The sequence below is a fragment of the Oceanobacter sp. 1_MG-2023 genome, from assembly GCF_030689025.1.
Classification (GTDB): Bacteria; Pseudomonadota; Gammaproteobacteria; order Pseudomonadales; family Oceanobacteraceae; genus Oceanobacter.
Map to the genome: position 1 here is coordinate 187036 of NZ_JAUYWA010000004.1, position 14948 is coordinate 201983.

Sequence of the window (14948 nt, forward strand, 5' to 3'; positions counted from 1 at the left end):
ATAAAATCTCGTTATCGAGGGACGGTATGTACCGGCTTAACTCTTGAACTCGGCAATATCGGGTTTGGACCCCCACATGCAGAAACCGGATGGCTCCAGAGGGAATTGCCGCGGCCGATGAGTGGCTTCATCCACTTCGGATACGCCACAGGAATATTCGTAGATCATGCCTTCTGGCCCTTCAAAGTAGAGGAACCTGGCCCCTGACGTTGGGTGGCGACCAGGGCCAAACACAACCTTGACACCCTGCTCTTTCAGGAAGTACCAGGAGCGCATGATGTCGTCGATGCTCTCAACCTGATGATTAATATGTTGAACACCGGAACGATCAGTTGGAAACAGCGCCAGCCGGTGATGAATCGCATCCAGCCGTAACAGGGCCGACGGCCCGATCCAGTCACTGACCCGGGCATTAAAGATCGATGTCCAGAATTGCTCATCACGGGCCGGATCTTTTGAACACAGGCCCACATGGCTGAAGCCGGTAATGCCTGCGTCACGGCTGGGGAAATAACGCCGTCCACTGGCATGGGGGCGCCACACCAATTCAATCTTGTTACCGGTGTGATCGCTGAAGGTTAAAAACGCATGCACATAACGCTGCTCGCATTCTTCTGGCGTGCCAAATCGCGGGAACAAGCCATGCTGCTCCAACTCGGCAGCTGCCAGCTCCAGCTGATGGCCATCGCTGACTTCAAAACCGAGAGTATGATCACTGGGATCACCTTCGAAATAACACAGGGTATGGTCGCGATCATCGGAACGAAAATACGCACTGCCGTGCTCTTGCCGTACCAATTGCAGACCGACAATACGCGTGGCAAAGTCGATGGCGGCGGGTAAATTACGGGTACCAAAACGGACGTAACGGACGTCGGTAATATCGGACATCGTCAGACTCCTGTTTATTTTTATTGTTTGTCATCCACAGGGATCAGCGCTGGACTGAACCGGTGAACAGCTTATGAACCGACTGTATTACACCCCCCCTATCACTGGTAATGAATAATAAGCATCCAGCCATAACAAAAAGCAATAGCCGTCACCAAAGACAAGCGTGACGGGCCTCTGTCACGCAGGGCCTTCAGTCACTGCTGTGATCGTAGCGTCCGGCAATCCCGCGCAGTTCTTCGACCAGCCGCAAGGCGGCGTACGACAGCGGCCGCTCTTTCACCTGGCTGATGCCCACCGCTCCAAACGATTTGGCAGGGTTGACCGGGATTGCTGCCAGCAGCCCGGTATCCAGATCTGTCTGGATCACCTGGCTCGGAAAAGCCGCAATGTAATCCGTGGCCATAATCAAACGACGATTGGTAATCACCGAGATGGATTCGCACGGGGCTTGGGGCAAATCCAGCCCGGCATCATGGAATGCACTTTCGACCATTTGCCGCAGGGTGGTATCAGGCAATGGCATGATCCACGGCCAATCCAGCAGGTCCTTCAAGGTAACGTCGGGCCGGGCCAGCAAGGGATGGTCAGGACAAACCGCAAAGGTAATGGTTTCTTCATACAAGGGTTCGACGGCCAGACCATCACGAAAGCGGTAAGCCGGAATACGTCCAACGATCATTTCAATCGCCCCTTGCTGCAACTGGGGAATCAGGCTGTCGTAGGTGCCTTCGATAATAGTGACCCGAATACCGGGATATTGACGGTACAAGCTCGCCAGTGCCCGGGGCAAAAAGTCGGCACCACCGGCTGGTAATACACCAACCACCACATGCCCACTCAAGCCTTCATTGATGTCATGAATTTCCTGGGCGACCCGTTCCAACTGGGAAAAGATTACCTTCACCCGCTCAACCAGCATATCGCCCATCGGCGTGGTATGACTGCCCCGGCTGGTACGGGTAAACAGCTCCACGCCCAGGTCGGTTTCCAGTTCACGTAGTATTTTACTGACGGCAGGCTGGCTGAGATTCAGGGCTTCCGATGCCTGTACCAGACTGGGACTGTCTGCCAGCGCCAGCACCGCACGTAACTGCTGCAGTTTGACCCGACGTATCCAATTGACATTCTGCATGGTGTTTCCCCGTATCTCTTGCCCATGGTTGTTGTGAGTGGTCACTCATGCAAGGCAAGTCGAGATAATGATCCCGTTTCTGACCATCATACCGTTACGAAAGGCCGGGGAGCCACCGCTGGCGACAGTCATCAGAATCAGGCTCATGCAGGGGAAAATGCAGAATATGTCAGAAAGGTAGGTGCCGAACTTGCTTGTTGTCCGACGATTTGTTGCTAACGGATGTTCGCTTATACCGTGTATTTATGTCGTGTGCCTGTGCTGTTATCACCCGCGACCGCAAGGAAGCGCTGGTTTATACCAGTGCTTCAACCGGTAGCAGGATATCGACCAGCGTCTGGTCTGGCGCCACAAACGGTGGGAACTGCAACCGCTCAATCAGGCAAAGCCCTTCGCCCAGCTCATAACCAGATGTTGGCAACCAATCATTCAGCAGCCAACTCAGAGCGCCCCGCAATCCGGCCTCTCCTCCTTGCACTCTCAACCGGGCATACTCCCCCGACCCCAATAAATGCAACCGGAAGCCATCCGGCAAAGCTGCCCCATAAACGGCTTCCTTGTGTGATGCCGGAATACTGGCACCGATACCAATATGCCAGTTGCTATCGATATCTGGGGCATGTTCGTACAACAGGGGGCATCTATTTAATCCGGTGCTCACTCTGGGCTACCGGATGGTTTCGAATCACGAAGCCGACTTGCAGGCCTGACGGGTCAAGTCAAACGTCGGCGACACCGAGTCGAGATCATCCGGCAGCCCCCGAAGGGAGCGGGTTGCCGCCGTCCAGTGCGGTGTTGACGAATTTGAAAAGGACTCGTCATTTCGCTGCATTCGTCGCCTTGCCCTGAACAACGGCAACACTCGCGCAGAGCTGTGCAGGATTAAATGGATGTCCCCAACAGGTTAAATATGCAGCTGATATCGGGGTGCAGCCGCAACGCCTGACGCAAGCCGATCAGTTGCTGAATCGTGTCCGGCAACTGCGCCAGAGAGCCACGGTGATCCACGACCAGCAAGCTGAGCGATGGCAAGACCAACAGATCCACCCAATCATGAGAGTGGATAGCCGCAGCATCAAGCCAGTCCACAGACTGGCTGACGGCCACCGCAGATAATGACCCCGGAATGGCAGCAGGCACCGTCATTCTCCCTAAAACAAACTCTTCAGTTTGTCTTTGGCTTGCTCTTTCAGCTTGGAGGCTTCTTCATTGGCCTTGGCACTGGCCTCGTCTTTGGCTTCCTGCTTTTGCTGGGCGACATAGTCATCCAGTTCGGCACGGGCCATATCTTCCAGTTGCGCCAGCTTGTCCGTTACCTTGCCATCGGCATTATTCAGCGCCTGCAAGTCATCAGCATAAGGACCGGCGTATTCACTGATCTTGTCGTCCAGTTTGCTTTGCAGCGTGGCTTCCAGCTTGTCTTGTTGCTCGCGCAAACGCTGGTTAAAGGCGGCACTCAGCTGTTGATCGATATCCGAGCCAAATTCCAGCGATGGACTGATCAGATCACCATTGGCACGGGCGTCGATGGTGAATTGCTCAACACTGGCCAGTGCCAGGGCCAGTTCTTTGGCAAACAGGGTCTGGCCGCTGCTGTTGAACGTCGCCTGTCCGAATTGTCCTTCCAGACGGGAAGACAACTGATCCCGTCCTTCACCACTGGTGATCTGCGCCATACCTTGCAACTGTCCCATGGCGGATTCCAGTTGCGCATCACCCAGCCCAAGATTAACGCTGTCCAGCTGCCAGTCGGTAACGGCCAATGTCAGGGTGTCGCGCCCGACAGCCTGGCGGTGATCAATCACAATATTCAGTTGCAGCGCCTCAACCTTGTTAAGGCCAGCACCATCGATATCGATACGAGCAGGACGACCCAGTACCGCTTGCTGATGCGTCAGGTCGGTACCACTGATAGCCAGATCACCGGCATCGGTTTCAGCACTGATCGCAGTATGGCGAATCAGGAATTCAGGCCAGGGGTTACTGGTCGGGAAATGGATATAACGACCGTCAGGACGCTGATACTCCGGCTCTTCATCCGAGTTATCAGATGCCAGGTAGGGTTTGATTTTTTCATACCAATACAGTGCCTGGGTTGCCCATTCCCCCGTTTGGCTGCCAAATAACAAACCACTGAGATTGGCTGCCCCCTGGGCATTGAGCTGGTATTTGTCGCGAATACTGGCGAGGTCTTCACCGGGTGCCGCTTTCAGATCCTGCAAACGCTGGGTGACTTCGACTCGTGTTTCACCAATCAGGTCCTTGGCCGTATTCAGGGCTTTTTTATCAGCCTTGAACTGCTCCCGCAAAACCTCAAGCCGTTGCTTGCGTTGGTTAAAATCCTCCAGCGAGGTGATCTTTTCTGTTGTCAGGGCGGTTATTTCTGCCTGATATTGTTTCAGTGCGGCTTCGTCCGGCACATTATTCAACGCGCTGTCCAGCTGCTGCTGGCGACGGTCAAAGGTTTCGGTAAACGCCTTGCCTGCGGCTTCTGTCTGCAAGGACTCCCGGGCCAGAATTTCTTCTGCCGATGGCAACTGACTGATCAGCTCTTCTGCCATACCGGGTTCTTGCTTCGCACCGTCGCCACCACTGGCAGACGAAGCGGATTTCTCCAGTGCGCCGGAGGTAGTCCGGGCGGTATTAAAACGCAGTGTGTTAACGCTCAGTTCATCAATAATGCCATTTCCCATCAATAAGGGGCCAAGGTCTACGGTAGCCACGGCTGACTCGAATTCCAGCAGGTTTTCCATCGGCTTGTCGGCATTGGCGACCGTCAAATGACGTAATTCGAAACCAAGCGGCGACAGGCTCAGTGACACATCATCGACGTTTACCTTGGCTCCGGCGGCACTGCTGCCGACTCCTTCGATGGCCATTTTGACCAATGGCCCAGCCGCTAATAAAAAGAACGCTGCCAATAGCGCAACAACGGCAGCGAAACCCAGCAAGCCAGACCAGCGAATCCATTTCAACATATCGGTTACTCCGCCACTGCCTGGTAGATGGAATAAAACTTCGACGCTTTCAGCGCCTGTACGATTTTGAGCTTGCTCACCCAGGTCATCACCCGGCTACGGTATTGCTTGATCAATACCTGCATCACCACAAACAACGGAGCCATACTGACCACCGCAATAACAAAACCACCCAGCGTCAAGGTGTGGTTAAAGCCCATCAGCCGCCAGAAATCACTCTGATACAGCGCAGTCCAAAAGTCGATCAGCGCCGGATTCGCCAACAGGCTTTCACCCAGACGCACGGATAACGGATCAACCAGCATGGCCGCAAGTGAAAACAACGCCAGACCAAACAGGAAACCTGCAATATTGGTACGGATCAGCAAGACCAACAGCAAGACCAGCAAGTTGTGTAGTCCCCAGAATGGCGTCAGTGCCACCACCAGCGACAAGCAGACGGCCAGGGAGATTTGCCAGGGCGAGGTTTCAGAGTTCAGAGCTTTCAGCAGGTTGGCCAACATACTCAACATAAGCAGTTCCTTGCGGCGGGTGCAGAGAAAAAGAAGAAGCGCGTAGTGTTGCGCCAATATAAAACCGGGCGGAGGATAAATCCACCGCCCGGCTCCAGATGCCTGTTAATCAGGCAAATCATACGGGAGTGACAAGCAGCTGCACTTGTCATTCACCGACGATGTTTCAGACCCAAGAATCAAGTCGTTTTCTTGTTACCACCCATCCATTGCGCCATCTTCATCACCAGCACATAAAACAGCGGTACAAAGAAAATAGCCAGGAAGGTCGCACTGAGCATGCCACCAATCACGCCGGTACCGATTGCCTGACGGCTCGCTGCGCCCGCTCCGGTACTGAGTGCCAGAGGTAACACCCCCAGAATAAAGGCCATGGAGGTCATGATGATTGGCCGTAAACGCAAGCGTGCCGCTTCCGTTGCCGCCGCAACCAGAGGTTTGCCTTCTTCATGCAGTGCTTTGGCAAACTCTACAATCAGGATGGCATTCTTGGCTGACAAACCAATGGTTGTTAACAGGCCCACCTGGAAATACACGTCGTTGGCCAAGTCTCGGCCGTACGTCGCCAGCAAGGCACCCAGAATCCCTAATGGAACAATCAGGATAACCGCAAACGGCACCGTCCAGCTTTCGTACAATGCTGCCAGACACAAGAAGACAACCAACAGCGACAGCGCATAAAGCATCGGCGCCTGGGAACCAGCCATCCGCTCTTGATACGACATCCCCGTCCATTCAATACCAACACCAGGTGGTAATTTGGCCACAATCTCCTCGATCGCTACCATTGCATCCCCGGTACTCATACCCGGTGCAGCCTCCCCTTGAATATTAACCGCAGGGACACCGTTGTAACGTTCCAGTCGTGGCGAGTTGTAGCCCCAGTAGGACGTGGCAAAGGAACTGAAGGGTACCATTTCACCAGTGTTATTACGGACGTACCACTTGCCAATATCTTCCGGCAGCATTCGGGCTGGAGCATCCGCCTGGATGTAGACCTTTTTCACCCGGCCACGGTCCATGAAATCATTGATGTAAGCCGAACCCCAGGCCGTACTGAGCGTGCTGTTTACATCACTGACACTGAGCCCCAGGGTTTTGACTTTTTCATAATCAATGTCGACGTGGAAAACAGGCACATCTTCCATGCCATTCGGGCGTACCCGCACCAGACGAGGGTCCTGTGCGGCCATTCCCAGCAGCATGTTGCGAGCCTGTACCAGTTTGTCATGACCAATATTGGCCCGGTCTTGCAACATCGCGTTAAAGCCGGTTGCGGTACCCAGTGCAATAATAGGCGGCAGATTCAGAGGATAAATAATCGCGTCTTTTACCTGACTTAATGCCCCCCATGCCCGGCCAATCACAGCACCAACCGATTGATCAGGCGACAGCCGCTCTCCCCATGGTTTCAGTTTGACAAACGCCAGACCCTGGTTCTGGCCACGACCGGTAAAGCTGAAGCCGGAGACGGTAAAAACAGAATCTACCGCCGGTTCGTTCATATAGTGCTCGTTGAGCTTGTCCATGACTTCGTGGTTACGTTCCATTGTCGCACCGGCTGGCAACATCACCAGGTTCAGCAGGACACCCTGATCTTCATCGGGCAAGAATGACACAGGCAAACGCACATAGACCACGACCATAACAACCAGCAAACAGCCATAAATCAGCACCATACGAATCGGCGCTCTCAAGGTACGCGAGACACCGCCTTCGTATTTATCGGTCGCCTTGCCGAACAAGCGATTGAACAAGCCAAAGAAGCCTGATTGGCCATGCCCTTCCTTGTGTGGACGCAGCATGGTCGAACACAATGCCGGAGTCAGGGACAAGGCCACCAGTACCGACAGTCCCATCGCCGAAACAATGGTTAACGAGAACTGGCGATAAATAGCCCCGGTTGAACCGGACATAAAGGCCATGGGTACAAAGACCGCCGACAGCACCAGAGCAATACCGATCAGAGCGTTGGTAATCTGGCGCATCGAGCGTTTGGTGGCTTCTTTGGGAGACAAGCCTTCTTCTTCCATCACCCGCTCAACGTTTTCCACCACCACAATGGCGTCATCCACCAACAAGCCAATGGCCAGCACCAGACCAAACATGGTGAGTGTGTTAATGCTGTAGCCAGCCAGCGCCATGATGCCAAAGGTTCCCAGCATCACCACAGGTACCGCAATGGTCGGAATCAGAGTGGCCCGGAATTTACCCAGGAACAGGAACATCACCAGGAATACCAGTACCACGGCTTCTATCAGGGTATGTACCACTTCTTCAATGGATATTTTTACGAACGGTGTGGTATCAAAGGGATAAACAATTTCCAGCCCCGGTGGGAAAAACGGCTGCAGCTCTGCCAAACGCTCACGTACAGCCGCTGCCGTATCCAGTGCATTGGCACCACTGGCCAACTGAATCCCCAGGCCGGTGGCCGGTTTGCCATTATAACGACTGTCGACCGCATAGCTTTCGGCCCCCAGTTCCACTCTGGCAACGTCTTTGACCCGCACCTGAGAACCATCCCGATTCACCTTGATCAGAATGTTTTCAAACTCTTCCACGCTTTCCATGCGCGTCTGGGCAATGATGGAAGCATTCATCTGCTGGTTCTCAATCGCCGGCAAACCACCCAGTTCACCCGCGGGAAACTGGCTGTTCTGTTCGGATACAGCCTGACGCACTTCCAATGGCGTCAGACCATAAGCGGTGAGTTTTTCCGGCTGCAACCAGATCCGCATGGAATACTGGGCACCAAAAACCGTGATGCTACCCACACCCTGAACCCGGGACAGCGGATCTTTCAACTGTGCGATACCGTAGTCAGCCAGGTCGTTCCTGCTCATGCTGCCATCACCAGAGACCAGGCCAACCACCATCAGGAAGCCGGTGCGTCCCTTGCTCACGGCCACACCTTGACGCTGCACTTCTTCTGGCAACAAAGGCTCGGCCTGTGACAATTTGTTCTGCACCTGAACCTGGGCAATATCCGGGTCCATACCTGCGGCAAAGGTCAGTGTAATGGTCGCCCGACCAGAACTGCTGCTGTTGGATGACATATACAGCAAGCCATCCAGACCAGTCATATTCTGCTCAATTACCTGGGTCACACTGTCTTCCAGCGTCTGCGCGGAAGCACCTGGATAGGTTGCCTCAATGCTGACTGCCGGTGGCGCGATGGTCGGATATTGCTGAATCGGCAGGTTCATAACGGCCAGGCCGCCCGCCACCATAATCATGATGGCAACTACCCAGGCAAAAATAGGCCTGTCGATAAAAAATTGGGCCATAATCCGCTACTCCTTACTGCTCTGCCGGGGCATTAATGAGATTAGGAGCAACGGTTGCACCTGCTTTGATCTTCTGAAGCCCTGCGACCACGACTTGCTCATCGGCCTGCAAGCCGGACTGAATCAGCCACTGATCCCCCACTGCACGGGTCACGACAACCGCTCGTGGCTGAACCACGTTATCGGCACCCACCACCATAACGGTTGTGGTGCTGTCGGGGTTGCGGGATACCGCTTGCTGTGGCACCAGAAGAGCATTCTCAACCTGGTCATAGGCGATATTGGCACGCACAAACATACCCGGTAATAACAACCCGTCGGTATTCTCGAACAGGGTCCGGATATTCACTGTACCGGTTCCCTGATCCACGCCGACATCGGTAAATTGGATCTTGCCGGTCTCGGCAAACGTCGTCCCATCTTGCAACGACAAGGATACGTCCTGTGAAACATCAGCCGACTTGATACCCATCACTTTGGTCGCCGGACTCTGCACATCCACATAAATCGGTGAAATCTGGCGAATCACGGTCAAAGCACTGTCTTGAGCATCAGAAACCAATGCGCCTTCGGTAATGCTTGAACGTGAAATCACACCGGAAATCGGTGCAGTGATCTTGGTGTAGCCCAAATTGATTTCGGCACTGCGAACAGCGGCTTCCGCCAGTTTGATTTGTGCTTCAGACTGTTTCCAAAGCGCTTCGGAATCATCCACATCCTGACGACTGATGGCAGATGTACGAGACAACTCCTTGTAACGTTCTGCTTTTAGTCGCGCACTGTAGGCATTGGCTTCTGCTACTGCCAGCTGTGCTCGGGCACTGGCCAGTTCAGCTTCGTAAAGTGTAGGGTCAATCTGGTAGAGCTTGTCACCTGCCTTGACCGTGGCACCTTCATTAAAAAAGCGTTTGAGAATAATACCGCTGACCTGCGGACGGATCTCAGCCACCCGATAGGCCGTAACACGCCCAGCCAAGGTATCGGTCAATTCAAAGGATTGTGGTGCCAATTGCACAACATCCACGCCAGTAGGTGGCATTTGTGGTGCCGCCGCAGATACCTGCTGCTCTTCCTGACAGGCACTGAGGGTTAAAACCAATGCGGCCAAAAGTGGGAGTTTGAGGTAACCCGAACCTGCCTGATGTCTTCCCATACTGTCCTCTTATATCAACTGAAACGATGCTATCTGCGGCGGTTACGAATCTGCCTGGTTCTTCAACCTGCCAGATTACCTTCCCGACACGAGCCAGCACGGCTATGTGTTCCGAATTGCGGCATTGTGGTGTAGTCCCGGTGAAATGACTAGGGCAGCAGACGGAATGAATTGTTGGCATGAGAGCAATAGTTATTCTTAGTTGTGATTACTCTGACAGCCCCTGCTTTTTTACAAACACCACAAGAGACAACGCCCATGGCAATCAGCCTAGCCGCAGTATTCCTTGATCTTGTTACGATAGTTGTTTTTCTTGTCACGCTTTTTGAGCGCATCATCAATATTATCGCTCAGGGTTTTACTGGCCTTGCGGTATAAATCGCGGTATTTGGCACAACGCTGTTGCTGCAACTCCCGGCTTTTCTGCTCTGCGGCCACACTGTTTGCCCGTGCGGTTTTGGACACAGCACCGCTGTCAGACGCATAAGAAGAAGGTGACCAGCCCTGCCTGTGCGCTGGCGGACTGGTATATTCCGATATTGGCTGCAGCTCAACGGTATTGGCCTCCACCGCATCATCGACCGGCAGCGCATCGGAAAAATGCACACGCCCGTTATCATCGCGCCACTGATAAATCTCCGCCTCGACATTACCACCCCAAGTCAGAATCAGCAGCAACATCAACCCCAACAATGCGTGATAACAGGTTTTCTGATTGCTGTCCTTGCTGGCCGCACACGTCGCCAGGCATTTGTTTTCAGAGGATATGTGCTCGTTCACTGGAGCCATCCTGGCCCTCCTTGCCATTCCTGGCAGTGATACTTCCTTGTTTATAACCCCGGCTCAGCACGCTGTGGATATATGACTTACCAACAACTGTACACTTTGCCGACCACGAAATTCATTAACATCCAGCTGATAAACCAGCTCGACCCGATCAACTGGAGACGGCCATTGCTTGGGGTCGACATTAAAACAAATGGCATCCAACAGTACATCGCTGGCTTCTGGCTGTACCAGCATCTTCAAATGCTTTTCACCCACCAGACGCTGTTGCTGCAAATGAAAAACACCAGTAAAAACCGGCGCAGGAAAGCCTTGCCCCCAAGGGCCAGCCCAGCGCAGCTGTTCCGCCAGAGTCAGTGTCAACTCGGAAGGTTGCAGCTGACCATCCACATCGGTGCGCTCTGTCAAGTCATCGGCACTTAACAACTGCTGGCATATCTCTGCAAATGCCTGAACAAAGGCGTCAAAACCACCCGCGACCACGGTCAAACCCGCCGCCATCGCGTGTCCTCCAAACTTGGTCATCAGGTGAGGATGACGCTTGTGTAACAAATCCAGCGCATCACGCATATGCAGCCCGGCGATCGAACGGGCTGATCCTTTTAGCTCCCCGGTATCCGCCAGAGCAAACGCAATCACGGGACGATGGATTTTTTCTTTGACCCGAGAGGCCAGAATGCCGATCACGCCCTGATGCCAGTCACGATGAAACAAACACACCCCGGCAGGCAAGGTCTGGCCATGTCCGGGCCGGGCGCTACCGACTGGTTTCATATCCAGTGCTGCCAGAAAACGTTCAGCATCGGCAGTCATCGCCGCCTCTATCTGACGCCGGTCGCGATTCAGTTCATCCAGCTGCGCGGCCATCTGTAACGCCAATGACGGTTCATCACACAGCAGGCATTCAATGCCCAATGCCATATCATCCAACCTGCCGGCAGCATTCAACCGTGGCCCAACAGCAAAGCCAAAATCCGCCGACACCACCCGCGCCCGATTTTTACCCGCGACCTGTAGCAGGGCTGAAATCCCGGCGATGGTGCGGCCGGCACGAATACGCCGCAACCCCTGCTCCACCAGAATCCGGTTATTAAGATCCAGTGGCACTACATCGGCCACTGTCGCCAGTGCCACCAGGTCAATCAGCTGTACCAAGTTTGGCGGCTCCATGGCTTTTGAAGCAAAATAGCCATTCTCGATCAAGCGGGCCTTGAGTGCCAGCATCAGATAAAAAACCACGGTACAACCACAGGCCGCCTTGCTGGGAAAGTCACAGCCCGGCTGGTTCGGATTCACAATCGCGGCGGCATTCGGCAGTTGGTCAGCGGGCAAGTGGTGATCGGTCACCAGTACTGGAATACCGTATTGCGTTGCCGCCCTGACGCCCGCCATCGCCGCAATGCCGTTATCAACCGTCATAATCAAGTCAGGCCGCCGAGACACCGCCACTTCTACCAACTCGGGGGTCAGGCCATAACCAAAATCGAAACGATTAGGCACCAGATAATCAATACAGCTGGCACCCATCATCCGCAAAGCCCGGATCGCCAGCGCCGTACTGGTGGCGCCATCAACATCAAAGTCACCCACAATCAGCAAGCGCCGCTGTTGCTGGATCACCGGCAGCAGCAAGTCCACCGCTGCCGCGATACCTTTCATCGAGTGATAAGGCAATAATTGCTGCAACGACAACTGTGTTTGCTCAGCAGTAGTAACACCACGAGCTGCGTATACACGCTGCAACACTGGTGGAATCTGCTCTGCGGATTCGAATTGCCATGAGGCGGGTAACTGCCGTTGTACTATGTGAACCATCGGTTGCTCACTGTGCTTTGCGCAAAGCCATGAGTTTAGCACGACCATTACTCGACCTACTCTTTTTGCCGGACTCGGACAAAACGGGCGAATCTCGGCAAACCATGGACGGTATAGCCACTAAAAGCATAAGTGACCCATGTGCCAACCGCCGGGGGATTTTGACGTAACGCATCGGTCAGACCAGAGCCCAGGCGAATTTCCCGGCCGTCATCAATTACCACTCGCAGGGCACCGGTCATTCCCTGATATTTACCGTTACCAGGGACATACCCCACCACCCGGCCTTCGGCATCCTGCCAGAGTTTGTACTTGAGCAAATCATCGCTACGGTGCGCCTGATAAAGCGACTGGCGGCGTTTCAACATCAAGCCTTCACCACCCGCCGCTACCACCTGTTTGAGCCTGGCCTGCAATGCGGCCCGGTCGTTCACCGTCTCTTGCACAACCGTTTCCAGATAAGGCGATTGCTGCCTGGCAACCAGCGCCTGCAACAGGCGATAGCGCTCTTCAAACGTGGCTGGACTGGCGGGTAAATCCAGCGCCATAAAACGCATCGCTCGCCAGGCATCTTCCTGATCACGGGTAGATCGTACCAGTTGACTGACCTGTTCAAACGCCCCCCGACCCGCCCACAATTCACCATCCAGAGGCTGTGATGGTAATTCACTCAGGAACCAGTCTGGAGCATGGATCATCAGGCCACTGCGACTGAGCAACTGCTCACCATCCCAGTAAGCGCGTACGCCATCGAGTTTTTCACTGACCAGATACGCCGCCGGGCTGAGTGTCTCTTGCCAGGTTTTGGCCAACATCAAAGGGGGAGCGCGATCACCAAATGCCGTCAACGGGAAGGCACTCAGAACAAGCGCCAGAATCAATCCAACCAGCCAGATCATATCCATATCAGCCTCCTTGAGGTATTCCGTCTCCTCTCCAGCAGGCTATTATTTAGCCTCAGCTCGATCAGGATGAACAGTAGCAATTATTCCAACAAGGTCACTTTTTATACACATGATTGGCCGCGGAATGACTTGACAGCAACGGCAGAGGTTTTCCATTCTTATCCAACTTTTTATTGGCGGGAGTTTTTATGGCGTTTTATCTGCTCGGACTGGGTAGCAACCTGGATCCGGACACACATCTGCCACTGGCACGTCAGGCGCTGAGCCAGCACTTTGAACTACTGGCCACCTCTCCAGCGCTGGAAACCGCACCCGTTGGCGATACTTTCCACTACACGTTCAAAAACCAGCTGGCGGTTATCCGCACCAGCCTGACTGCCATTCAGGTCAAAGACATTCTGCTGAATATCGAACGTACGTTAGGCCGAGAAGCCAAGTCACCAGCTCGTAAACTCAAGGATCGCACCATCGACCTGGACATTCTGGCCGAAGCTGATGCCGCCCCTCAGTGCCTCAGCCAAGCATTGGATGACAGTTATTACCGACTGGTACAAAAAACCTGGCAATCATTATTATCCGCAGATAACCCGTCTCAATCGTTGGTGAAAGTCTGATCGTACCGATTGGCCACAAAACGACCGCCATCAACCCGCATCACCGAGCCGGTCACCGCCTCATTATCCAGTAAATAATCACACGCCTTGGCGATAGCCCCGTAACCCAGCTCATGGGGGATCAAGGATTGAGATAATACCCGCTGACGATATGCGACATCGTGATCAGGCAAAAAACGGATCGGCCCCGGCTGAATGACATTGACCCGCACCTGTCCCGCCAGTCGCTGCGCCATACTAAGCGCCCAGTTTTGTAACCCGGCTTTACTGGCACAATAAGCACTGAAACGCTGGTTCGGAATATCGGCATAAATATCAGCCAGCACCACCATAGCCGCCCCGGTATTCCAGCGCTGCTCCAGAGCCTGGGTAATCAAGGCAGGAGCCATCACATGGACATTCAAATGGTCTGTCAGATGCGCCGCCTGCTCAGCCAGAGAAATACCACTCGCAGCATCCGGCACAAAACAGGAGGCATTATGAATCACCGCATCAAATGGTAGCTGCTGTTGTAACTGCTGACACATAGCCAGTGTCTCTGAGGTGTTGGCCAGATTGGCTTGTAACAGTGACAATTCGCTATGCTCTGGCAACTCGCTGACGGTATTGTAGTGGGCAACGACTTGCCAGCCCTGCTGTAAAAAATGCAGCGCCAGCGTTTTACCCAATCGCCGTCCCGCCCCGGTAATCAGCATTCGTTTCGACATAATATTCCCCATTAAACACTGGCATCAGCTTAGCGAGGTTGCTATCAAATACAACGTGCTGCCCGTTCGTGCCCAACCGTCAGTATCTCACAGGCATAAAAAAACCCCGCCCTGCATAACAGGACGGGGTATTTCGTTTAAGAGCTTGACGATGACCTACTC

General features: G+C 53.8%; 13 protein-coding genes. 1 reads left to right on the forward strand and 12 read right to left on the reverse strand.

Annotation, left to right across the window (positions count from 1 at the left end):
* Window positions 1-36 precede the first annotated feature (36 nt).
* The 11 genes from Q8W22_RS04820 to Q8W22_RS04870 all read right to left on the reverse strand — a co-directional run bounded on the left by Q8W22_RS04820 (window position 37) and on the right by Q8W22_RS04870 (window position 13465).
* Window positions 37-891, reverse strand: coding sequence for a VOC family protein (locus tag Q8W22_RS04820; protein ID WP_305415631.1), 855 nt, complete (start codon window positions 889-891; stop codon window positions 37-39).
* Window positions 892-1084: 193 nt separating this feature from the next.
* A complete protein-coding gene (locus Q8W22_RS04825) occupies window positions 1085-2026 on the reverse strand; it encodes a LysR substrate-binding domain-containing protein (RefSeq protein WP_305451731.1) in 942 nt (313 codons plus the stop codon).
* A gap of 295 nt (window positions 2027-2321) precedes the next feature.
* On the reverse strand, window positions 2322-2657 hold the full coding sequence (locus tag Q8W22_RS04830) for a GyrI-like domain-containing protein (RefSeq protein WP_305451732.1): 336 nt from the start codon (window positions 2655-2657) through the stop codon (window positions 2322-2324).
* Window positions 2658-2908: 251 nt separating this feature from the next.
* On the reverse strand, window positions 2909-3166 hold the full coding sequence (locus tag Q8W22_RS04835) for a hypothetical protein (RefSeq protein ID WP_305451733.1): 258 nt from the start codon (window positions 3164-3166) through the stop codon (window positions 2909-2911).
* A gap of 11 nt (window positions 3167-3177) precedes the next feature.
* The gene (locus Q8W22_RS04840) at window positions 3178-5004 is read right to left on the reverse strand and encodes a TIGR03545 family protein (protein ID WP_305451734.1); all 1827 of its coding nucleotides are present in this window, start codon (window positions 5002-5004) and stop codon (window positions 3178-3180) included.
* Window positions 5005-5009: 5 nt separating this feature from the next.
* Complete coding sequence (locus tag Q8W22_RS04845; protein ID WP_303434839.1) at window positions 5010-5516, reverse strand: TIGR03546 family protein; 507 nt, start codon at window positions 5514-5516, stop codon at window positions 5010-5012.
* A 179-nt stretch (window positions 5517-5695) separates the two neighbouring features.
* The gene (locus Q8W22_RS04850) at window positions 5696-8806 is read right to left on the reverse strand and encodes an efflux RND transporter permease subunit (RefSeq protein ID WP_305451735.1); all 3111 of its coding nucleotides are present in this window, start codon (window positions 8804-8806) and stop codon (window positions 5696-5698) included.
* A gap of 13 nt (window positions 8807-8819) precedes the next feature.
* Window positions 8820-9959, reverse strand: a complete 1140-nt coding sequence (locus Q8W22_RS04855) for an efflux RND transporter periplasmic adaptor subunit (protein ID WP_305451736.1) — start codon at window positions 9957-9959, stop codon at window positions 8820-8822.
* A gap of 270 nt (window positions 9960-10229) precedes the next feature.
* Window positions 10230-10748: a DUF4124 domain-containing protein gene (locus Q8W22_RS04860; protein ID WP_305451737.1), complete on the reverse strand. Its 519-nt coding sequence runs from the start codon at window positions 10746-10748 to the stop codon at window positions 10230-10232.
* A gap of 54 nt (window positions 10749-10802) precedes the next feature.
* Window positions 10803-12560: a single-stranded-DNA-specific exonuclease RecJ gene (recJ, locus tag Q8W22_RS04865; RefSeq protein WP_305415653.1), complete on the reverse strand. Its 1758-nt coding sequence runs from the start codon at window positions 12558-12560 to the stop codon at window positions 10803-10805.
* Window positions 12561-12616: 56 nt separating this feature from the next.
* On the reverse strand, window positions 12617-13465 hold the full coding sequence (locus Q8W22_RS04870; RefSeq protein ID WP_305451738.1) for a DNA ligase: 849 nt from the start codon (window positions 13463-13465) through the stop codon (window positions 12617-12619).
* Window positions 13466-13653: 188 nt separating this feature from the next.
* On the opposite strand from Q8W22_RS04870, the gene folK reads away from it, so the two are divergent.
* Window positions 13654-14079: a 2-amino-4-hydroxy-6-hydroxymethyldihydropteridine diphosphokinase gene (gene folK / locus Q8W22_RS04875; RefSeq protein WP_305451739.1), complete on the forward strand. Its 426-nt coding sequence runs from the start codon at window positions 13654-13656 to the stop codon at window positions 14077-14079.
* Here folK and Q8W22_RS04880 read toward each other — a convergent pair.
* Entirely contained in the window at window positions 14058-14786 is a 729-nt protein-coding gene (locus Q8W22_RS04880; protein ID WP_305451740.1) for an SDR family oxidoreductase, read from the reverse strand. The two genes, folK and Q8W22_RS04880, sit on opposite strands and share 22 nt — an antisense overlap.
* Between the last annotated feature and the right edge of the window lie 162 nt (window positions 14787-14948).

What these genes read in the sequence shown, in the direction of transcription:
- recJ (WP_305415653.1), bottom strand. Translation starts at nt 12,560, where the DNA reads ATGGTTCACATAGTACAACGGCAGTTACCCGCCTCATGGCAATTCGAA.
- Q8W22_RS04825 (WP_305451731.1), bottom strand. Translation starts at nt 2,026, where the DNA reads ATGCAGAATGTCAATTGGATACGTCGGGTCAAACTGCAGCAGTTACGT.
- Q8W22_RS04850 (WP_305451735.1), bottom strand. Translation starts at nt 8,806, where the DNA reads ATGGCCCAATTTTTTATCGACAGGCCTATTTTTGCCTGGGTAGTTGCC.
- Q8W22_RS04855 (WP_305451736.1), bottom strand. Translation starts at nt 9,959, where the DNA reads ATGGGAAGACATCAGGCAGGTTCGGGTTACCTCAAACTCCCACTTTTG.
- Q8W22_RS04870 (WP_305451738.1), bottom strand. Translation starts at nt 13,465, where the DNA reads ATGGATATGATCTGGCTGGTTGGATTGATTCTGGCGCTTGTTCTGAGT.
- Q8W22_RS04860 (WP_305451737.1), bottom strand. Translation starts at nt 10,748, where the DNA reads ATGGCTCCAGTGAACGAGCACATATCCTCTGAAAACAAATGCCTGGCG.
- Q8W22_RS04880 (WP_305451740.1), bottom strand. Translation starts at nt 14,786, where the DNA reads ATGTCGAAACGAATGCTGATTACCGGGGCGGGACGGCGATTGGGTAAA.
- Q8W22_RS04840 (WP_305451734.1), bottom strand. Translation starts at nt 5,004, where the DNA reads ATGTTGAAATGGATTCGCTGGTCTGGCTTGCTGGGTTTCGCTGCCGTT.
- Q8W22_RS04845 (WP_303434839.1), bottom strand. Translation starts at nt 5,516, where the DNA reads ATGTTGAGTATGTTGGCCAACCTGCTGAAAGCTCTGAACTCTGAAACC.
- Q8W22_RS04820 (WP_305415631.1), bottom strand. Translation starts at nt 891, where the DNA reads ATGTCCGATATTACCGACGTCCGTTACGTCCGTTTTGGTACCCGTAAT.
- folK (WP_305451739.1), top strand. Translation starts at nt 13,654, where the DNA reads ATGGCGTTTTATCTGCTCGGACTGGGTAGCAACCTGGATCCGGACACA.